Raw genomic sequence first — 18,820 nt, forward strand, 5'->3', positions numbered from 1 at the left:
TCTTTGCCTAGATCTTATTTCCATTTCTTGATTATCTTCTTATCCGACGGAGCTACTTCAATCAAGCTCAACGCAAATCCTCCGCTACGGGCCAGTTTGACAGAAATCCGGGTTTTAGCAGTCACTATACCTTTCTTTATTTGATAAGAGGTTGGATTCTTTTCAAAGTCCGCATCCTTTCCGTCAGCATACAATGTCGCTACATATTGTTTTCCCGGTTCGAGAAAATCAAGTGTAAAAGCAGAAGTACGGGGATTCTCATCAGTGATACCACCTACGAACCAGCTATCAGTACCCTTCGCCTTACGTGCAACGGTGATGTAATCTCCCGGTTCTGCCTCCAGATACTTACTGTCATCCCAATCAACGGCTACATCCTTGATAAATTGAAATGCATCCATATGACGTTCATAGTTTTCAGGGAAATCAGCCGCCATCTGCAAAGGGCTATACATCGTTACATAAAGAGCCAATTGTTTAGCCAATGTAGTACGTACAAAACTATGATCGCCCGACAAGAAAGAAAGTTTGGTATCAAAAATACCCGGAGTATAATCCATCGGTCCGCCAATCAGACGGGTAAAAGGAAGTAAAGTGGTGTGAAACGGTTTATTACCGGCAAATGCTTCATACTCCGTACCACGCGCCGACTCATTGCCGACCAAATTCGGATAAGTACGACATAGTCCGGTGGGACGGACTGCCTCATGAGCATTCACACAAATCCTATAATCAGCCGCTTTCTTCACTGCATATAGATAATGGTCGTTCATCCATTGTCCGTAATGATGTTCGCCACGAGGAATGATATTGCCGACATATCCACTCTTCACTGCATTGTAGCCGTTATCTACCATAAATTGATATGCCACGTCCAAATGACGTTCATAGTTACGAACAGAAGCGGATGTCTCATGATGCATCATCAGCTTTACTCCTTTTGACTTCGCATATGCATTCAGCATTTTCAAATCAAAATCAGGATAAGGTGTAACGAAATCAAATACATAATCTTTTGATTTGCCGAACCAATCTTCCCAACCTTCATTCCATCCTTCTACCAATACTTGATCAAATCCATGTTCAGAAGCAAAGTCAATGTACCGTTTCACATTATCGTTATTCGCTGCATGGCGTCCGTTCGGTTTTGTTTTTGAATAATCTGTTTCGCCCAATTTCACAGAGTAAACATCGTCCGTATATGCCCAAGAACTTTTTCCGCTAATCATTTCCCACCACACACCAATGTATTTCACCGGTTTAATCCAAGAAACATCTTCATAGGCACAAGGATCGTTCAGATTCAATGTCAGCTTAGACGACAGAATATCACGTGCATCATCACTCACGATTACCGTACGCCAAGGAGAACGACAAGGTGCTTGCATATATCCTTTATCTCCTTGTGAGTCCGGTGTCAACCACGATTCAAAAACCATGTTCCGATCATCAAGGTTCAAATGCATACAGGAATAATCAACCAAAGCAGCTTCATGCAGGTTGATATACAGACCATCATCCGTTTTCATCTGCAAAGAAGTTTGCACACCTGTTGGCGAGAAAGAGGTTTGAGAAGCGTTTCCGGTAATCGCCCCTTGCAACAATCCACGAATTTCAGAAAGTCTGGACTCGGTATAATCGTATTCCTGAGTATCATAATCGCCGGGAATCCAAAAGGCCGTATGATCTCCCGCCATAGCAAACTGGGAATGTTCTTCCTTAATCACAAAATAATTCAAATTCTTCTGCAATGGAAATTCATACCGGAATCCCAAGCCATCATCATAAAGACGGAAACGGATAATGATATTGCGATTTTGTGCCTTCTGATTCAAAGTAACAGCCATCTCATTATAATGGTTGCGGATTGATTTCACCTCTCCCCACACCGGTTCCCATGTTTCATCAAAAGTTGATGTTTTAGTATCTGCCAGAGTAAATCCATTCATTAGCCCGGGATCATTTTTCAATTCCAGTCCCAGTTTTGAAGGCTTAACTACTTCTTTTCCTTTATAAGAAAGTTCATACATTGGTTCTCCTTGCGCATTGACGGAGAAATTAAGTTGTAACTGTCCGTTGGGAGAAGTAATACTTTCGGCCTTTGCTGATGTGCACATTAATAAAGAAAACAGCAGGTAAAGCCATGTTACGGTTCTTTTCTTCATGTTCTTCATGATATAAATGAGTTAGTTAATAATCGTATGGCAAAGATAGACAGGAAACAATAGAGGTGTTTTTCTTTATAAAGAAAATATAGAAGGATATAGAAGTAGAAACGGGATAAACATTTAAATATAAAGCAGATAACAAATCCAGAAGCTAGAAAAAATATAGTGTCTATAGTGAAAAAATTAAAAGGATTAAAGACGCATATTACATAATCTTTCTATATTTGCAACGTATTATCCCAACTATATCAATAAACACTTTACTATTTAGAATATGGCACAGCACCTTAAATTGATCGCTCTATTGATTTTCACATTGTCCGCCAGCTACACTTCCGCGCAGTCTTTACGTAAACTGCTGGAACGTCCATACGGTATCATCGAGTCAAAATGGGAAAAAGATGCTCAGGGAGCTACCGAACTCAATTACTACAATGAAGACTATTGCGACTATTATCTGTATCGTGCCAACGACCGTTCCTACAATTTAAGTAACGGAAAAAACACTATATTTAAAATAGAAAAGAACGCACAGGTAGACAATCCGTTTAAAAGTGCCTCTTCTTATACGTTCTACCGGGGCAAGTTTCCTAAAGATTTCAATATTCAGACTCCTTATGCCTTACCCGTAAAGAACAATCAAAAGACAGCCTGGAAAACCGATCCGCGTGAACCATTCAAGACCTTGAATTTTCACATCAAGCAAGGTGATACAATCTACGCCACCCGCAGCGGAATAGTCTGTAAAACCACCAACCCGCAACAGCTGCTCATCTATCATCCCGATCAGACTTTTGCAGCCTATCTGGTGATGAACGAGAATTTTATCGAACCGGGCGAAGAAGTACAAGTTGGACAAGCCATAGGAAAGGCAGGCCCCACAGGTGCTGCCATCTCCTTCTTTTTTCTGGATGAAAATAAGTTCAAAGGAGGATTATCATCCGGATACCCTTACTCCCACTTTATTCCTGTATTCCGCACAACTGAAGGAGATGTGAAACCGGAAGAGAAAACCATCTATCAGGCTGTGACCGACCATGACCTTATCATGCAGGACATGAGTAAACGTGATAAAAAGAAATATATGAAGCTACACAACCTGAAATAATAGATGTATCATGCGCATATTTTTACTTTTCTTCCCGGTCTTCTTTTTCTGCGGTTTGCTTCATGCCCAAACCGTAAAAGTGGAATATGGCGGTGACCCGCTTCCCGACAAAGACCGGAAGAAGATAGAACAGTTTCTTCAACATGAGGTTGATTTCTATTCACAATTCGGACTGCCCGATACGCTTAGCCTCCAACTATATGTTTTTGAAAATAGAAGAGAAGCAATAGATTACTTAGAAAGTATCAATGTGTCTCTGCCTATCAAGGCAAGCGGTGCATACTCACCTAAGCTACAAAAGGCAGTCATCTTAGGACGGGAGAATGGACGGGAGAGAAGTCTTGCCATCATCTATCACGAACTGAGTCATCATTTCGTTTCGCAGATTCTCGGCAAGCGTCCTCCAAGTTGGCTTAACGAAGGACTGTCGGAGTACTTCGAACATTGCACCATTCACAAAAAAGCAGTCCGCCACACATTTACCGAATACGAACAAGGGAGAGTTCGGACGATGTATATGCTGGGAGAAGTAAACCTTCCTACATTTTTAAATAGCAGCCAGGGCAAATTTATGAAACAGCAAATGACGGACGAGCAATACTCTTATATCCTTTCGCATGCGCTTGTCACCTTCTGGATAGAGAGCGTTCCCCGCGAGATATTCAAAAAGTTCATATCCGTTCTGCAAAACAAAAATGATCCGTCAACCGTTTCAGAACAAATCAATCTTGTTTATCCCGGAGGCTTCCAGCAATTCGAAAAGGATTTTGAAGCCGCCTACAAATAATATCAATCTTTCAATCAAATGAGTAAAGAAGTTATCTATATCTTTATCGGTGGAGGAACCGGTAGTGCACTGCGTTATTTCATCCAGTTGCTAATGCACGAACGAATCGTCCCTTATCATTTTCCATGGGCCACTTTCACGGTCAATCTTCTCGGCAGTTTTCTCATCGGCCTGTTCTATGCCCTTTCAGAGCGATTCCACCTTCCGTTCGAGGTCCGTTTGTTTCTGACAACGGGTTTATGTGGAGGTTTCACAACGTTCTCTACTTTCTCCAGTGACGGCGTAGGTCTGCTGAAAGGAGAATTTTACGGAGCATTTGTTCTATATACATTATTAAGTATAGGAATAGGATTAGCCGCAACGTTAGCCGGCGGATATGTGGGAAAACAGATTTAATAATTCGAATATAAATCCTACCTTTACGGCATGATTAAAAGAAACCCAACCAAACCCGTCCGCGTTGTTCCTCCCATGATGGAAGAGCAGGAAGTTAGTACTACTACCCTACAGGAATGGCTCGACAGAGAAGAAACAGTCTCTCATCTTTTATTCTGCAAAGGAAAAGAAGAAGGCATCGACAAATCTTATAAAAGTTTCAAAAACTGCACCTTTCAGCATCAGACATTCAGCGAATGTAAATTCCGTTCCTCCCAACTGACCGATGTCAGGTTTGAGAACTGCGACTTACCCAACATTTCTTTCGCTGAAAGTTCGCTCTACCGGGTAGAATTCATTTCCTGCAAACTATTGGGTACCAATTTATCGGAAACAACGATGAATCACGTCTTGCTGCATGACTGCAACGCAGGTTATATCAATCTGGCTATGAGTAAAATGAACCAGGTACGTTTTACACACAGCCAGCTCCGCAACGGAAGTCTGAACGACTGCCGTTTTTCATCCGTCGCATTTGAGAGTTGCGATCTCGTAGAAGCCGATTTTTCACACGCTCCGCTTCGCGGAATAGATTTGCGCACTTCCCGTATCAGCGGAATCACGCTTAACATTAGCGATCTGAAAGGCGCTGTCATCACTTCCCTGCAAGCTATGGATTTGCTTCCACTGTTAGGGGTTATTATCGAAGATTAAAATCCTGCAAATTCACCCCGCCGCACTCAAACAAAAAGCATCGTCCCGTTGTTATAGTATAAGGTCGGACTAACGACATATAGGGAATAGGCATAAAAAGAATACCTATTTATGGTGATTTCTCACTCCCCGTCAAGTCCGTACTTTTGCAGAAATCTTATTCAAAAACAATAGAAACGATGAAAATTGAAAAAATTGTAGCTCGAGAAATTCTCGATTCAAGAGGTAACCCCACAGTAGAAGTTGACGTAGTATTGGAATCCGGCATTATGGGACGTGCATCTGTGCCGTCAGGTGCTTCCACAGGTGAACACGAAGCATTGGAACTTCGCGATGGTGACAAACAGCGCTATGGTGGAAAAGGAGTACAAAAAGCGGTTGATAATGTAAATAAAATCATCGCTCCGAAGCTGATTGGTATGTCTTCACTCAATCAGAGAGGTATCGACTACGCAATGCTGGCATTGGACGGCACTAAGACTAAATCGAATTTAGGTGCTAACGCTATTCTCGGCGTATCTCTTGCCGTAGCTAAAGCTGCTGCCAACTATCTGGACCTTCCTCTATACCGCTATATCGGTGGAACAAATACGTATGTAATGCCTGTACCGATGATGAACATCATCAACGGTGGTTCACATAGCGATGCTCCGATCGCATTCCAGGAATTTATGATCCGCCCCGTAGGTGCTCCTTCTTTCAGAGAAGGTCTGCGCATGGGTGCTGAAGTATTCCACGCTTTAAAGAAAGTCCTGAAAGACCGTGGCCTTAGCACTGCTGTAGGTGATGAAGGTGGTTTCGCACCTAACCTCGAAGGTACGGAAGATGCTTTGAATTCTATTCTGGCCGCTATCAAAGCAGCAGGATACGAACCGGGCAAAGACGTTATGATCGGTATGGACTGTGCTTCTTCCGAATTCTACCACGATGGTATTTACGATTATAGCAAGTTTGAAGGTGAAAAAGGTAAGAAACGTACCGCTGAAGAACAAATCAACTACCTGGAAGAACTGATTAACAAGTTCCCTATCGACTCTATCGAAGACGGTATGAGCGAAAATGATTGGGAAGGCTGGAAAAAGCTGACCGAACGCATCGGCAACCGTTGCCAGCTGGTAGGTGACGACTTGTTCGTAACCAACGTAGATTTCCTTGCAATGGGTATCGAAAAAGGCTGTGCCAACTCTATCCTGATTAAAGTAAACCAAATCGGTTCGCTGACAGAAACACTGAACGCTATCGAAATGGCTCACCGTCATGGATACACTACTGTTACTTCTCACCGTTCGGGTGAAACAGAAGATGCTACTATCGCCGATATCGCAGTAGCTACTAACAGCGGACAGATCAAGACAGGTTCTTTAAGCCGCTCAGACCGTATGGCTAAATACAATCAGTTACTCCGCATTGAAGAGGAATTAGGCGATTTAGCTGTGTATGGATACAAGAGAATCAAGTAAATTTCGACTTTACATCCAAATAAAATCCCCGGGCGATATCGTCCAGGGATTTTTATATAAGCTTTTATAATAGACGAAGAATCAACTAAATCATTGATAATCTAAATAATACCATTTTAATCAATAATACAAATACTGTATGAAAACAAGCATAATACATTCTATTAATAGTAGAATACCCTAACTGCAAGTCCCTATGCAGTTGTCATTTTTCATATTGGTGCGGGAAGGAGCCAAATACTATTTTTATTTCTTTTTCTGCCTAATCAGATTAGCCGCGTTACTTATTCTTTTTGCGTATGACTATAGTATTCCGCAAGAATAACTATAGTCTCCCTTGCGTACAACTATAGTCATACGCAAAGTACACTATAGTTATACGAAGTAAAAGTAACGAATGAAATGAGTCTAAATAGTGAATCGATTATAAAAGAATGTCCATAGAAATCAATAAGAATAAGAAGGCTATCATTGTTTAATTCAAAACCGTACGGAAACAAGCCAAAATATAAGAAAAAGATATTCTTATAGCCTGTATAGACGGATTGAAAGGTTTTCCTAAAGCCTTTATCAGGCTGTAAATAAAGAATCTGCAGAATTTCGATAATATGCAAATTATATATAAAAAAAGCATTCAGGCAATTACCTGAATGCTTTCTTCTTGGATTTGTTATATATCCTTTTTCGAGCCTCTTGTCGGATTCGAACCAACGACCCCGAGATTACAAATCACGTGCTCTGGCCAACTGAGCTAAAGAGGCGGGTGGGTAAGCTGTCTATATCGCGCCGCTACAACCAACTACCTTTGCTGCGATCAAGCCCTGGAGGATTCGAAGGGAGCTGACCGTATAGGACTTACCCGTTTTGCGGTTGCAAAGGTAGGCATTTTTACGAATTCTGCAATAGCTACGAACAACTTTTTTCAAGTAAAACAACTAACAGACTACATTTCAAGCAATTAAAAGTATAAAAAAAATCTCTACTAGCAACTTTTATTGCTTTATTAACTTTAACAACCATATTCCCTCTATCAACCGATATTATTTGTACCTTTGTGCGCAATTTATAAATGAAGATGACAGAGAACAGAAGCTATTTACAGAAATACGCCATGCATTTTGGCACATATATGGGAGCTTATTGGATATTGAAATTCATACTACTTCCATTGATGTTTGCTATACCTTTTTTCCAATTGCTATATGTTATTCTAACGCTAGCCGTGCCAATCATAGGTTATTATTACGTAAAAATCTATCGCGACAAAGTATGCGGAGGAGCTATACAATTCTCACACGCGGTTCTTTTCACTATATTTATGTATATGTTCGCTTCCCTATTGGTAGCCGTAGCACATTACATATACTTCCAGTTTATAGATCACGGCTTTATCTTCAACGCCCTTGCTGATTTTTGGAACCAAGCGATAGAGCAAAGTCCCGCTTTACAAGAAAACAAAGAACTTATGAAAGATATGTTTGATGCAGATAAAATAAACTCGCTCAGCGCTATCGACATTACCATGCAAATGCTGTCATCGGACGTATTTTTCGGAAGTATCCTTGCCATCCCCACCGGATTAATGGTAATGAAAAAAGCGAAACCCGGAAACAATGAGCCGAGTTGATTGTAATTTGTAATTCGTAACTAGTAATTAAAGAAATGGATATATCAGTTGTAGTCCCATTATTCAATGAAGAAGAGTCACTACCCGAACTCTACGCTTGGATAGAACGGGTAATGCAAGCCAACGGATTCTCATTTGAGGTGATTTTCGTTAATGACGGAAGTACGGACCGTTCATGGGAAGTAATAGAAAAGCTAAAATCCCAATCGGAGCATGTAAGAGGTATCAAGTTCCGTCGCAACTACGGCAAGTCACCCGCACTCTACTGTGGATTCGCAGAAGCGCAGGGAGACGTGGTTATAACGATGGACGCAGATTTACAGGACAGTCCGGACGAAATACCTGAACTCTACCGGATGATAACCGAAGACGGCTACGACTTGGTTTCCGGCTGGAAACAAAAAAGATATGATCCTCTGTCAAAGACACTTCCCACCAAACTGTTTAATGCAACGGCACGCAAAGTTTCAGGCATTAAAAACCTGCACGACTTCAACTGCGGACTGAAAGCGTATCGCAGAGAGGTCGTAAAACATATCGAAGTGTACGGTGAGATGCACCGTTATATACCTTATCTGGCAAAGAACGCCGGATTCAAGAAAATCGGTGAAAAAGTGGTGCATCATCAAGCCCGCAAATACGGTACAACCAAATTCGGACTTAACCGCTTCGTGAACGGTTATCTGGATTTACTCTCACTCTGGTTCCTTTCCAAATTCGGAATCAAACCGATGCATTTTTTCGGTTTGTTAGGATCGTTGATGTTTCTCATCGGAATGATTTCCGTTATCATTGTAGGTGGTAGTAAGCTATACGCAATGTACAACAATCTACCATATAGACTAGTGACCGACTCTCCCTATTTTTATTTGTCACTTACGGCAATGATTATAGGTACACAATTATTCCTTGCCGGATTTCTTGGCGAATTAATCTCGCGTAACGCACCGGAACGGAATAACTACCAGATAGAAAAGAAAATTTGATTCACATTCAATACTTGACTATGAAGAATTTAGTTCGTATCTTTCTCCTATTGATAATCGTTGGTGCCGCTATCGGTATCCACAGTTCATGTTCGGACGAAAATGATTGTTCTATGGCAGGACGTCCCATGATGTATTGTACGTTCAAAACCAACGATCCGGATAATGATAAGGCCGTACTCAATGACACACTCGACTCGCTGACAGTCAGAGCAATGGGAACAGACTCCATTATTCTCAACAATGAGAAAGATGTACATACAGTAATGTTGCCGTTGCGCTATACCAGCGATTCCACCGTATTTATCTTCCAATATGATCCGGTACGCAATCCCGAGGATGTAGATACAGTATATATCGTACAAGAGAACACTCCCTATTTTCAGTCTATGGAATGCGGCTACATGATGAAACAAAACATCATCAGTGCTGCATTCGGTAACAGAAAAAACAGTACGGAGAAAATAACGTCTATCGAATTACGAAATAAAGAAGCCAATTCAAATGAAATTGAGAATTTACAGATATTCTTTAACTATCGCGACCGCACACCGGTTACGCCTGATTAGTCTGCTTCTACTCTTTTGTATCGGTCTTCCGTTACTGGCACAACAGCAGCGTCCTACTCATACACCCAAAAGAGACCAGAAAAAAAAAGAGACTGTCGAGATAGATACGATTCCGTTTTATAACGGGACGTATATCGGTGTGGATTTATACGGCATAGGAAGCAAAATCTTAGGAGGAGACTTCATGAGTTCAGAAGTCAGCATTGGTGTCAACCTTAAAAACAAATTCATCCCTACTTTTGAATTTGGCATGGGAGGAACAGACACCTGGAGCGAAACGGGTATACACTACAAAAGCAAAGCTGCCCCTTTTTTCCGTATCGGCGTAGACTACAACACGATGGCAAAGAAAAAAGAGAAAAACAGTTATTTATATGCCGGACTTCGTTATGCATTCAGTTCTTTCAAATATGATGTATCAACCCTGCCGGCAAATGATCCTATTTGGGGAGATGTAATAGGCAATCCCAGCTTAGAAGACGATTATTGGGGAGGGAGTGTTCCTTTCAGCCATCTGGGCATGAAAGGCTCGGTACAATGGTTGGAAATCGTCTTAGGCGTTAAAGTGCGTATTTACAAGAACTTTAATATGGGGTGGTCGGTACGCATGAAATACAAGACAAAAGCTTCTATCGGAGAGTATGGCGCTCCGTGGTATGTGCCGGGTTACGGTAAATATAAATCAAATAATATGGGAATCACCTATTCCCTCATCTATAAATTGCCTCTTTAGAATACAATGACAGGACTAGAGATTTGGTTGCTTGCAATAGGTTTGGCGATGGATTGTTTCGCCGTATCCATTGCAAGCGGCATTATTTTGAAACGTACCCGATGGAGACCAATGCTAGTCATGGCCTTTGCTTTCGGACTTTTTCAAGCCATCATGCCACTTATCGGATGGATGTGTGCAAAAAACTTCAGTCATCTTATAGAAAGTATAGATCATTGGATCGCTTTCGGAATTCTTGCCTTTCTGGGAGGCCGAATGATTTGGGAATCCTTTAAAGAAGAAGAATGTTGCCAACTGTTCAATCCGGCAAACCTAAAGGTAGTACTGACCATGGCGGTAGCAACAAGTATCGACGCATTGGCAGTCGGTATTTCATTTGCCTTTTTAGGTATTCAGGATTACAGCGATATCCTTTCTCCTATCCTCATCATAGGATTTGTTTCATTCGTCCTGTCATTAATCGGACTTATTTTCGGCATTCAATGTGGCTGCGGCCTTGCCCGGAAGTTAAAAGCTGAGTTATGGGGAGGTATCATTCTGGTAATTATCGGAATTAAAATATTAATTGAGCATCTATTTTTCCAATAAAAAAAGAGTTTTTCTTATTAAATAGAAGAGCGTATGAAGACAAAAAAGAGTTTCCTTTGGCTGGCTTTCCTAATTCTGGCAACTATCTGGATATTGGCCAGGCACAATCAACAAGCAAACTACAACAGTATTACCGGTCTGGTGTTCGGAACCGTTTACAATATCACTTATCAATATGACGGTGACTTAAAATCGGAAATCGAAACGGAGTTAAAACGATTCGACTTGTCACTGTCACCCTTCAATGACAGTTCCGTCATCAGTCGTGTCAATCGTAACGAAGAAATAGTGACAGATACTTTTTTCCAAAAATGCTTCAACCGTTCTATGGAGATCTCCCGCGAGACCCAAGGAGCTTTTGACATAACGATAGCCCCGCTCGCCAATGCGTGGGGATTCGGATTCAAGAAAGGCACTTTCCCTGATTCCATAATGATAGATAGTTTGTTGCAAATCACCGGATATGACAAAGTAAAACTTGAGAACGAAAAGATTATCAAACAAGATCCGCGTATTATGTTGAGTTGTAGTGCTGTAGCTAAGGGATACTCAGTGGATGTAGTCGCCCGTCTGTTGGATAGAAAAGGAATCAAGAACTATATGATAGATATAGGTGGCGAAGTGGTGGTAAAAGGATTCAATCCTAAAAACGACCGTTGGCGTATCGGAATCAACAAGCCTATCGATGATTCTCTCTCTGTAAAACAAGATATACAGACGGTACTCAAAGTGACCGATCTCGGTATGGCTACTTCCGGAAACTACCGCAACTTCTATTACAAAGACGGAAAGAAATATGCCCATACCATTGATCCGAGAACGGGCTATCCTGTGCAGCATAACATTCTGTCCGCTACTGTGATAGCGGAAGATTGTATGACAGCCGACGCTTTGGCTACCTCATTTATGGTGATGGGGCTTGAAAAAGCGGAGGCTTTCTGTAAAGCGCATCCCAAGATTGATGCTTACTTTATATATAGTGGAGAAAAAGGAGAGTTCGAGACTTATTACACGGAAGGCATGAAACAATATATAACGGAAGCTCCCTGATCATTCCGTTTCCTTGTTTTCACGCACAAAAAAACCCATCCGGACTTTACAGTACCGGACAGGCAAAAAATTTAAATATACAATAAAAAAATGATCTATTTCTTTACCGGTGAATATCGGGCATTCAATCCGTTTACGATTTCTTCTGTAATATTAAATGCGCTATCAGCATAAAGCAGATTATCGAAACCGGTATTGCTGAAAATCAAGCTATATCCGTGAGTCTTATTATATTCTTTCAGGAATGCATTGATAGAATCACGGAACTGCAAGCTATTCTTATTGTTCTCTTCCATCAAACCATTCTGGAGCTTATTGCTCAGCTCTTGCAAGTCTTGTTCCAACTTTACCAGACGGTTATATTCCTGCTGTGCTCTATCTTGTGACAGGAAAGCATTGTTTTCCACTTTCTTCTGGAAGTCCTGCTTTTCCTTATTCAAGGAGTTAGCTTTCTGATTCAATGTCATACGAACATTCTCGCTTTTCTTCACCATAGCCTCATTCAAGTCAATACAAAAATTGTATTTGGCCAACAGCGAGTCTATTTCAACATAAGCAATTTTCATTCCTGACAATTCAGCATTTGCCTGAACGGGAGTTGTAGCAGTTTGATTATCAGCTTTGCCAGCGCATTGTGAAAATAAAACGATAAACGCAAGAGCAGCCAAACCGTTCATGAGGTAGTTCATTCTATTCATAATTAATAAGTATTGTTTTTAATAAATTTAATTCATACTATCATTCAAGGCCTTTTCTAACTCATCAATAGAAAAGCGCGGTTTCTTCTGTGCCTCACGATCCTGAGACTGAGCACACCCGATTCCCTTTTTACGCAACACCTTATTCCCACTCACATGACCATTCGGGAACTTCCCGCCCTTCGTAAAGAATACTTTCACCCCCAATAAAACCAGGGAAATAGCAACTATTAACAAAGTTATCAGTATAGTCTCAACCATTTCTATTAATTTTGTGAATGCAAAGATAGGCTTTAATGAGATATGAGTTCAGATAAGTCAATCAAATTAACCATATTTAGCAATAGAAGAAGCTAAAACCGCCCTTCTATTCCTTATTATAATAAAGAAACAACATGGAAAAAAAAGACCTAAAGCCGGCCGGCGTATTCAAGTATTTTGAAGAAATCTGCCAAGTACCGCGCCCTTCGAAGAAGGAAGAGAAAATGATTGCCTACCTAAAGGCATTCGGAGCTAAACATAATCTTGAGACCAAAGTGGACGAAGCGGGCAACGTACTGATAAAAAAACCTGCCACTCCCGGAAAGGAAAACCTGCAAACTGTAGTACTGCAATCGCACATTGACATGGTATGTGAGAAAAACAACGATGTTCAACACGACTTCCTTACCGACCCAATCGAAACAGAAATAGACGGTGAATGGCTGAAAGCCAAAGGAACCACACTCGGAGCCGACAATGGTATCGGTGTGGCTACGGAGCTAGCTATCCTTGCCGATGACAGCATAGAACACGGACCGCTGGAATGTCTGTTCACCGTAGATGAAGAAACCGGACTGACCGGAGCATTTGCCCTGAAAGAAGGCTTCATGAGCGGAGATATCCTTTTGAATCTCGACTCTGAGGATGAAGGGGAAATCTTCATCGGATGTGCCGGTGGTATTGACTCCGTAGCAGAATTTACATATAAAGAAATCGAAGTACCTGCCGGATATTTCTTCTTCAAAGTAGAAGTAAAAGGACTGAAAGGAGGCCACTCTGGAGGAGATATCCATCTGGGACGCGGCAATGCCAACAAAATCTTGAACCGTTTCCTTACCCGCATAGCCAACAACCACGATTTGTACCTTTGCGAAATCAACGGTGGAAATCTGCGCAATGCCATCCCTCGTGAAGCTTATGCCATCTGTGCAGTTCCCGAAGATGCAAAACATGACGTACGCACCGAACTGAACATCTTCGCCAGTGAAATGGAAGACGAGCTGTCAGTTGTAGAACCGGATTTGAAATTGATTCTCGAATCAGAGACTCCCCGCCAGACAGCTATCGACCAAGATACCACCGACCGCCTGTTGAAAGCACTGTATGCGGCTCCTCACGGAGTATATGCAATGAGTCAGGACATTCCGGGACTGGTAGAAACATCCACGAACCTTGCTTCGGTGAAGATGAAACCCGACCATATCATCCGTATTGAAACCAGCCAGCGTAGTTCTATATTGTCCGCACGCAACGATATGGCAAATACCGTACGTGCCGTGTTCAGACTGGCTGGAGCGGAAGTCACTTTCGGTGAAGGTTATCCGGGATGGAAGCCCAACCCGCATTCGTCCATTCTCGAAGTAGCAGCCGAATCCTACAAACGCCTGTTCGGTGTAGAAGCCAAAGTGAAAGCAATTCACGCAGGACTCGAATGTGGCCTGTTCCTCGATAAATATCCCACATTGGACATGATTTCCTTCGGACCGACATTGACGGGAGTACACTCTCCGGACGAACGGATGCTTATCCCTACCGTAGAGAAGTTCTGGAAACATTTGTTGGATATTCTGGTACATGTCCCTGCTAAAAAATAAAAGACGGATAAGTCTGCGACAACTAAAGTATGGTAACAGTGAAACAAGAGTAGCTGTTACCATACTCTTTTTTGTTATCTGTTCATGGAACGCACCAGCACAAGAAAATATCCGGTTCCGTGTTGCCTGCTGGAATACAGAAAACTTGTTTGATACCCACCATGACAGTCTGAAGAACGATTACGAGTTCCTTCCCAATGCCATACGCCATTGGAATTACAACAGATATAAAAAGAAACTGAGTGATATCGCACGTGTCATCACTGCTATCGGTGAATGGAATGCTCCAGCACTCATAGGTCTCTGCGAAGTAGAGAACGACACAGTACTTCGTGACCTCACCCACCGTTCGCCTTTGCAAGAGCTCGATTACCGTTATGTAATGACTGACTCTCCTGATCTGAGAGGTATCGACGTGGCTCTTCTTTACCAACGGGATTTATTCAAACTCTTATCCTCCCGCTCTATTTCCATTCCTATGTTCAGGCAACATCGCCCGACAAGAGATTTGCTGCACGTCAACGGTCTGCTGCTGACCGGAGATACATTGGATGTATTCGTCTGCCATCTTCCAAGTCGCTCAGGCGGAGCAAAAGAATCCGAGCCTTATCGACTCCATGCCGCTCAAATTTTACGTACAGAAGTGGATAGCGTCCTGCATACCCGTCTCCATCCTCAAGTCATCATCATGGGCGACTTCAATGATTATCCCAACAATAAATCAATTCGGAAAATACTCGAAGCGGAAGCTCCTCCTATCCGTTCCGATAGTTTGGATATAGCAACCCATCCTGTTACCTCACCCTCATCCCTATCCCCGTTAAAGCTCTATCATCTGCTTGCCCGAAAAGCAAAGACTGCCAATTTCGGTTCATATAAATATCATGGGGAATGGGGATTGCTCGACCATTTAATTGTATCCGGTACATTGCTCAACACTTCCAGCAATTTCTTCACTCATGAGGAAAAAGCGAAAGTCTGCCAACTTCCTTTTTTGTTGACCTACGACAAGAGGTATGGAGGTAAAGAACCTTTTCGCACCTATAAAGGAATGAAATATCAAGGAGGGTTCAGCGACCACCTTCCCATCTATACAGACTTCGAACTGATTCCCTATTGATTAAAATTCCCAAAACAATGTCACAGTATATTCTGATAAAGGATCATTTTCACCGCAGTGAGAATGCTTGAGAATGTTTTTAGCATCAACGTATTCCGTTCAATCCGAATACTGATAAACCTTTAAGTCAAACTTGGGAACCATTGCCAGCAAATGGTCAAAGATATCCGATTGGATACGTTCGTACTCTTTCCAGATTTTATTTCGGGAAAAGAAGTAAACCTGAATAGGCACTCCGTACATCGTAGCCTCTTTCTGGCTGATAATCAAATCCAAATCTTGGTTCACTACAGGCAAGCTGCACAAATAGCGTTCAATATATACCCTATATACTTGGGAATTGGTCGGAACCATCCCTTCTTCCGGCTGATAGTCTGCCATCAAGGGAATCTCCTTCCGGTAACGGTCCAGCATTTCCGGTGTACAGAACTGTAAAGTAGTCAGATCTAAGGTAATGTTCTTCATGACCCTCCGTCCTCCCGACTCCGTCATTCCCCGCCAATTCTGAAATGGCGTGCTCACTAACGTATAAGGCGGAACCGTAGAAATTGTATTATCAAAATTCTGAATCTTAACCGTATTCAACGTAATTTCCTGCACCGTACCATTGGCTTCCCCCGAAGGCAGCGTAACCCAGTCGCCCGGACGTACCATATCATTGGCAGAAAGCTGAATGCCCGCCACAAAGCCCAAAATAGAATCCTTGAATACCAACATCAGGATAGCTGCCGACGCTCCCAATCCTGCAAACAGACTGGCAGGAGACTTATTTACAATAATAGCGATGATTACAATTCCGCCCACAAAGAAAAGAACGACCTGCAAGACTTGAATAAATCCTTTCATAGGCCGGTTCTTCATAGATTCTTTACCATCGTAAATATCCATAATCATCAGCAGGATACCATTAATAGCCAACAACAGCGAAAAGATTATATAAATGGTGCACGCTTTCTGTGAAATCAGCAATAACTCTTTTCCACGAACAAATGCCATTGGCAAAAGAGCATAAACAAGAAAAGCCGGAATAGTATGAATCAGATGATGGAACACTTTACGCTTCATCAGCAGTGTATTCCATTTATGCGGCTTTCGCCGGGTATACTGTTTCATCCCTCCTATGAGAATCGCCTGGCAGAGATAATTCAGGCCGACAGCAATCGCTATCATCAATATAGCAATAATAGTTTCATCAAAACGGTCGGCAACTTCCGGATCTATCCCCCAATCTATCAGGATTTTATTCATCCACTTTCCTAAATCTACTACGAGCATAACTTCTGTCTTTTTTAAGAAATAACAGTCTGGATATACATTTAGTTTAGAAAATAAAAAAAAGACCGGCATCCGACTCATAAAGAATCAAGACACCGGTCCACACTGCTACTCTCTAAGCATTCTTTTACAAAGGCAAGCCATAACGGCCGTCTACTATCTTTTCCAATTGTCCCGACATTTTCGTCACTATTTTCGGATTCTTCTCTGCTACGTTATTCTTTTCAGCCGGATCTTTCTTTATGTCATAAAGTTGAGGTTTCATGCTGTTGCCCAATTCAATATTGACATTTTTGTTATATGCAGGACCTTTTCCGGGACGCAGGTATTTCCACCGTCCATCTGTCACCGACAGATTATTCTGTGCATTCTGAAGTACCAGCCATTCCCGACCTTTCTTTTCTTTACCTGTCCAGGCATTCAGTAACGGTTCACTATCCGGAGCAGCCCCCTCCGGCAAACGGAAATTCATCATTTGCGCAAAAGTAGCAAACCAGTCTATCTGACAAAGCAACGCATCCGAAACGGTACCGGGACGAATCACTCCCTGCCAACTCCAAATACACGGCACACGTGTACCGGCTTCGTAAGCACTGTATTTTCCTCCACGATAAACACCTCCGGGTTTATGATCGCCCAGTAATTCTATCGCCTGATCCTTATAACCGTCATCCACTACCGGCCCGTTATCACTAGACAAAACCACTAATGTATTTTTATCCAGTCCCAAGCGTTCCAATGCATCCAGCACTTGTCCTACCGACCAGTCAAACTCAAGAAGACAATCGCCACGAGGTCCCATACCACTTTTGCCAACAAACTGAGGAGACGGCACACGAGGAACGTGTGCATCCTGAGTGGCGAAATACAGAAAGAAGGGAGCATCCTTGTGTCCTTCAATAAAAGATATCGCTTTCCCGGTTAAAGTTTCCGCAATCTTATCATCTTGCCAAAGAGCGGATTTTCCACCTTTCATATACCCGATACGTGAGATACCGTTGACAATACTTTGATTGTGACCATGGGAAGGATGCATTTTCAGCAGTTCCGGATTGTCTTTCCCGGTAGGTTCACCCGGAAAGTTCTTTTTATAACTTACCTGAATCGGATCATTCGGATCAAGATTAATCACCCGGTCGTTTTCCACAAAAACACACGGCACACGGTCACCGGTAGCGGCCATGATAAATGAATAATCAAACCCGATATCATTTGTGCCCGGTTTCAAAGGCTTGTTCCAATCCTGTTCACCTCCCTTGTCGCCAAGTCCCAAATGCCATTTACCTACCACCCCCGTACTATATCCTGCCTCTTTGAACATATCCGCCATTGTATAACGTTCCGGACGGATGATAGACGCGGCATCTCCGTCTGCAATTCCCGTTCCTTCCTTACGCCAAGCGTATTCACCGGTCAGCATAGCATAACGGGAAGGCGTACTTGTAGCGGCAGCACTATGCGCATTTGTAAAACGTACTCCCATTTTTGCCAAACGCTCTACATTAGGAGTGTGAATCGTCTTCGCTCCATTGCAACTCAAATCACCATAGCCTATGTCATCGGCATAAATAAAGACTACATTCGGACGGTTCGCCTGTCTTTCCTGAGCAGATGTCTGAGAAACCAAGCAAGAGGTTAAAGCCAAAGGCAATATACCATAATAATATTCTTTTTTCATCTTATGTTCTGAAATAATAGGTTATCTG

At 42.2% G+C, this 18,820-nt stretch carries 18 protein-coding genes and 1 tRNA gene; 13 read left to right on the forward strand and 6 right to left on the reverse strand.

Annotation, left to right across the window (positions count from 1 at the left end):
* Window positions 1–14 precede the first annotated feature (14 nt).
* Window positions 15–2,174, reverse strand: a complete 2,160-nt coding sequence (locus ACNOGP_RS19820) for a glycoside hydrolase family 97 protein (protein WP_418213533.1) — start codon at window positions 2,172–2,174, stop codon at window positions 15–17.
* A gap of 268 nt (window positions 2,175–2,442) precedes the next feature.
* Here ACNOGP_RS19820 and ACNOGP_RS19825 point away from each other — a divergent pair, with 268 nt between their 5' ends.
* The 5 genes from ACNOGP_RS19825 (at window position 2,443) to eno (ending at window position 6,612) form a co-directional block, all read left to right on the forward strand.
* Window positions 2,443–3,276 (forward strand): M23 family metallopeptidase, encoded by an 834-nt coding sequence (locus ACNOGP_RS19825; protein WP_418213534.1) that lies wholly within the window; start codon window positions 2,443–2,445, stop codon window positions 3,274–3,276.
* Between the two features lie 10 nt (window positions 3,277–3,286).
* Window positions 3,287–4,063 carry a hypothetical protein gene (locus ACNOGP_RS19830; RefSeq protein ID WP_004302049.1) on the forward strand — a complete coding sequence of 259 codons (777 nt, stop codon included), beginning with the start codon at window positions 3,287–3,289 and terminating at the stop codon, window positions 4,061–4,063.
* 18 nt (window positions 4,064–4,081) lie between these two features.
* A complete protein-coding gene (crcB, locus tag ACNOGP_RS19835; RefSeq protein ID WP_004309778.1) occupies window positions 4,082–4,459 on the forward strand; it encodes a fluoride efflux transporter CrcB in 378 nt (125 codons plus the stop codon).
* A gap of 30 nt (window positions 4,460–4,489) precedes the next feature.
* Window positions 4,490–5,152 (forward strand): pentapeptide repeat-containing protein, encoded by a 663-nt coding sequence (locus ACNOGP_RS19840; RefSeq protein WP_418213535.1) that lies wholly within the window; start codon window positions 4,490–4,492, stop codon window positions 5,150–5,152.
* Between the two features lie 179 nt (window positions 5,153–5,331).
* Window positions 5,332–6,612, forward strand: coding sequence for a phosphopyruvate hydratase (gene eno, locus ACNOGP_RS19845; protein WP_007758733.1), 1,281 nt, complete (start codon window positions 5,332–5,334; stop codon window positions 6,610–6,612).
* A 687-nt stretch (window positions 6,613–7,299) separates the two neighbouring features.
* On the opposite strand, the gene ACNOGP_RS19850 is transcribed toward eno, so the two are convergent.
* Window positions 7,300–7,373, reverse strand: a tRNA-Thr gene (locus tag ACNOGP_RS19850).
* A gap of 308 nt (window positions 7,374–7,681) precedes the next feature.
* Between ACNOGP_RS19850 and ACNOGP_RS19855 the strand changes: the two genes are divergently transcribed.
* From ACNOGP_RS19855 to ACNOGP_RS19880, 6 genes are read left to right on the forward strand one after another with little or no spacing between them, the layout of a single operon-like run.
* A complete protein-coding gene (locus ACNOGP_RS19855; protein ID WP_055278979.1) occupies window positions 7,682–8,239 on the forward strand; it encodes a DUF4199 domain-containing protein in 558 nt (185 codons plus the stop codon).
* Between the two features lie 35 nt (window positions 8,240–8,274).
* Window positions 8,275–9,225 (forward strand): glycosyltransferase family 2 protein, encoded by a 951-nt coding sequence (locus ACNOGP_RS19860; protein WP_007758729.1) that lies wholly within the window; start codon window positions 8,275–8,277, stop codon window positions 9,223–9,225.
* Between the two features lie 20 nt (window positions 9,226–9,245).
* On the forward strand, window positions 9,246–9,794 hold the full coding sequence (locus tag ACNOGP_RS19865; RefSeq protein ID WP_143866734.1) for a DUF6452 family protein: 549 nt from the start codon (window positions 9,246–9,248) through the stop codon (window positions 9,792–9,794).
* Complete coding sequence (locus tag ACNOGP_RS19870) at window positions 9,730–10,527, forward strand: DUF6048 family protein (RefSeq protein ID WP_182505658.1); 798 nt, start codon at window positions 9,730–9,732, stop codon at window positions 10,525–10,527. Before ACNOGP_RS19865 ends, ACNOGP_RS19870 begins: the two co-directional genes overlap by 65 nt.
* Window positions 10,528–10,533: 6 nt before the next feature.
* Complete coding sequence (locus ACNOGP_RS19875) at window positions 10,534–11,115, forward strand: manganese efflux pump MntP family protein (RefSeq protein ID WP_418213536.1); 582 nt, start codon at window positions 10,534–10,536, stop codon at window positions 11,113–11,115.
* A gap of 33 nt (window positions 11,116–11,148) precedes the next feature.
* On the forward strand, window positions 11,149–12,165 hold the full coding sequence (locus ACNOGP_RS19880; protein WP_186966987.1) for an FAD:protein FMN transferase: 1,017 nt from the start codon (window positions 11,149–11,151) through the stop codon (window positions 12,163–12,165).
* A 95-nt stretch (window positions 12,166–12,260) separates the two neighbouring features.
* Here the strand turns inward: ACNOGP_RS19880 and ACNOGP_RS19885 are convergent, their stop codons facing one another.
* On the reverse strand, window positions 12,261–12,863 hold the full coding sequence (locus ACNOGP_RS19885; RefSeq protein WP_007758720.1) for an OmpH family outer membrane protein: 603 nt from the start codon (window positions 12,861–12,863) through the stop codon (window positions 12,261–12,263).
* 27 nt (window positions 12,864–12,890) lie between these two features.
* Window positions 12,891–13,124 (reverse strand): hypothetical protein, encoded by a 234-nt coding sequence (locus tag ACNOGP_RS19890; RefSeq protein ID WP_418213537.1) that lies wholly within the window; start codon window positions 13,122–13,124, stop codon window positions 12,891–12,893.
* A gap of 134 nt (window positions 13,125–13,258) precedes the next feature.
* On the opposite strand from ACNOGP_RS19890, the gene ACNOGP_RS19895 reads away from it, so the two are divergent.
* Window positions 13,259–14,719: an aminoacyl-histidine dipeptidase gene (locus tag ACNOGP_RS19895; RefSeq protein WP_272720926.1), complete on the forward strand. Its 1,461-nt coding sequence runs from the start codon at window positions 13,259–13,261 to the stop codon at window positions 14,717–14,719.
* Window positions 14,700–15,839: an endonuclease gene (locus tag ACNOGP_RS19900; RefSeq protein ID WP_272720925.1), complete on the forward strand. Its 1,140-nt coding sequence runs from the start codon at window positions 14,700–14,702 to the stop codon at window positions 15,837–15,839. Before ACNOGP_RS19895 ends, ACNOGP_RS19900 begins: the two co-directional genes overlap by 20 nt.
* Window positions 15,840–15,938: 99 nt before the next feature.
* Here ACNOGP_RS19900 and ACNOGP_RS19905 read toward each other — a convergent pair whose 3' ends face one another.
* Together ACNOGP_RS19905 and ACNOGP_RS19910 are read right to left on the reverse strand one after the other, a co-directional pair.
* On the reverse strand, window positions 15,939–17,114 hold the full coding sequence (locus ACNOGP_RS19905) for a mechanosensitive ion channel family protein (RefSeq protein WP_186966990.1): 1,176 nt from the start codon (window positions 17,112–17,114) through the stop codon (window positions 15,939–15,941).
* Window positions 17,115–17,241: 127 nt separating this feature from the next.
* Window positions 17,242–18,792, reverse strand: coding sequence for a sulfatase family protein (locus ACNOGP_RS19910; protein ID WP_418213538.1), 1,551 nt, complete (start codon window positions 18,790–18,792; stop codon window positions 17,242–17,244).
* Window positions 18,793–18,820 lie beyond the last annotated feature (28 nt).

It is taken from the genome of Bacteroides difficilis (assembly GCF_048319815.1).
GTDB classification, from domain to species: Bacteria; Bacteroidota; Bacteroidia; order Bacteroidales; family Bacteroidaceae; genus Bacteroides; species Bacteroides zhangwenhongii.

Coding starts and splice junctions, on each gene's coding strand:
- ACNOGP_RS19895 (WP_272720926.1), top strand. CDS start 13,259: ATGGAAAAAAAAGACCTAAAGCCGGCCGGCGTATTCAAGTATTTTGAA.
- ACNOGP_RS19840 (WP_418213535.1), top strand. CDS start 4,490: ATGATTAAAAGAAACCCAACCAAACCCGTCCGCGTTGTTCCTCCCATG.
- ACNOGP_RS19910 (WP_418213538.1), bottom strand. CDS start 18,792: ATGAAAAAAGAATATTATTATGGTATATTGCCTTTGGCTTTAACCTCT.
- ACNOGP_RS19855 (WP_055278979.1), top strand. CDS start 7,682: ATGAAGATGACAGAGAACAGAAGCTATTTACAGAAATACGCCATGCAT.
- ACNOGP_RS19820 (WP_418213533.1), bottom strand. CDS start 2,174: ATGAAGAACATGAAGAAAAGAACCGTAACATGGCTTTACCTGCTGTTT.
- ACNOGP_RS19905 (WP_186966990.1), bottom strand. CDS start 17,114: ATGCTCGTAGTAGATTTAGGAAAGTGGATGAATAAAATCCTGATAGAT.
- ACNOGP_RS19875 (WP_418213536.1), top strand. CDS start 10,534: ATGACAGGACTAGAGATTTGGTTGCTTGCAATAGGTTTGGCGATGGAT.
- crcB (WP_004309778.1), top strand. CDS start 4,082: ATGAGTAAAGAAGTTATCTATATCTTTATCGGTGGAGGAACCGGTAGT.
- ACNOGP_RS19870 (WP_182505658.1), top strand. CDS start 9,730: ATGAAATTGAGAATTTACAGATATTCTTTAACTATCGCGACCGCACAC.
- ACNOGP_RS19830 (WP_004302049.1), top strand. CDS start 3,287: ATGCGCATATTTTTACTTTTCTTCCCGGTCTTCTTTTTCTGCGGTTTG.
- ACNOGP_RS19865 (WP_143866734.1), top strand. CDS start 9,246: ATGAAGAATTTAGTTCGTATCTTTCTCCTATTGATAATCGTTGGTGCC.
- ACNOGP_RS19885 (WP_007758720.1), bottom strand. CDS start 12,863: ATGAATAGAATGAACTACCTCATGAACGGTTTGGCTGCTCTTGCGTTT.
- ACNOGP_RS19825 (WP_418213534.1), top strand. CDS start 2,443: ATGGCACAGCACCTTAAATTGATCGCTCTATTGATTTTCACATTGTCC.
- eno (WP_007758733.1), top strand. CDS start 5,332: ATGAAAATTGAAAAAATTGTAGCTCGAGAAATTCTCGATTCAAGAGGT.
- ACNOGP_RS19890 (WP_418213537.1), bottom strand. CDS start 13,124: ATGGTTGAGACTATACTGATAACTTTGTTAATAGTTGCTATTTCCCTG.
- ACNOGP_RS19900 (WP_272720925.1), top strand. CDS start 14,700: ATGTCCCTGCTAAAAAATAAAAGACGGATAAGTCTGCGACAACTAAAG.
- ACNOGP_RS19880 (WP_186966987.1), top strand. CDS start 11,149: ATGAAGACAAAAAAGAGTTTCCTTTGGCTGGCTTTCCTAATTCTGGCA.
- ACNOGP_RS19860 (WP_007758729.1), top strand. CDS start 8,275: ATGGATATATCAGTTGTAGTCCCATTATTCAATGAAGAAGAGTCACTA.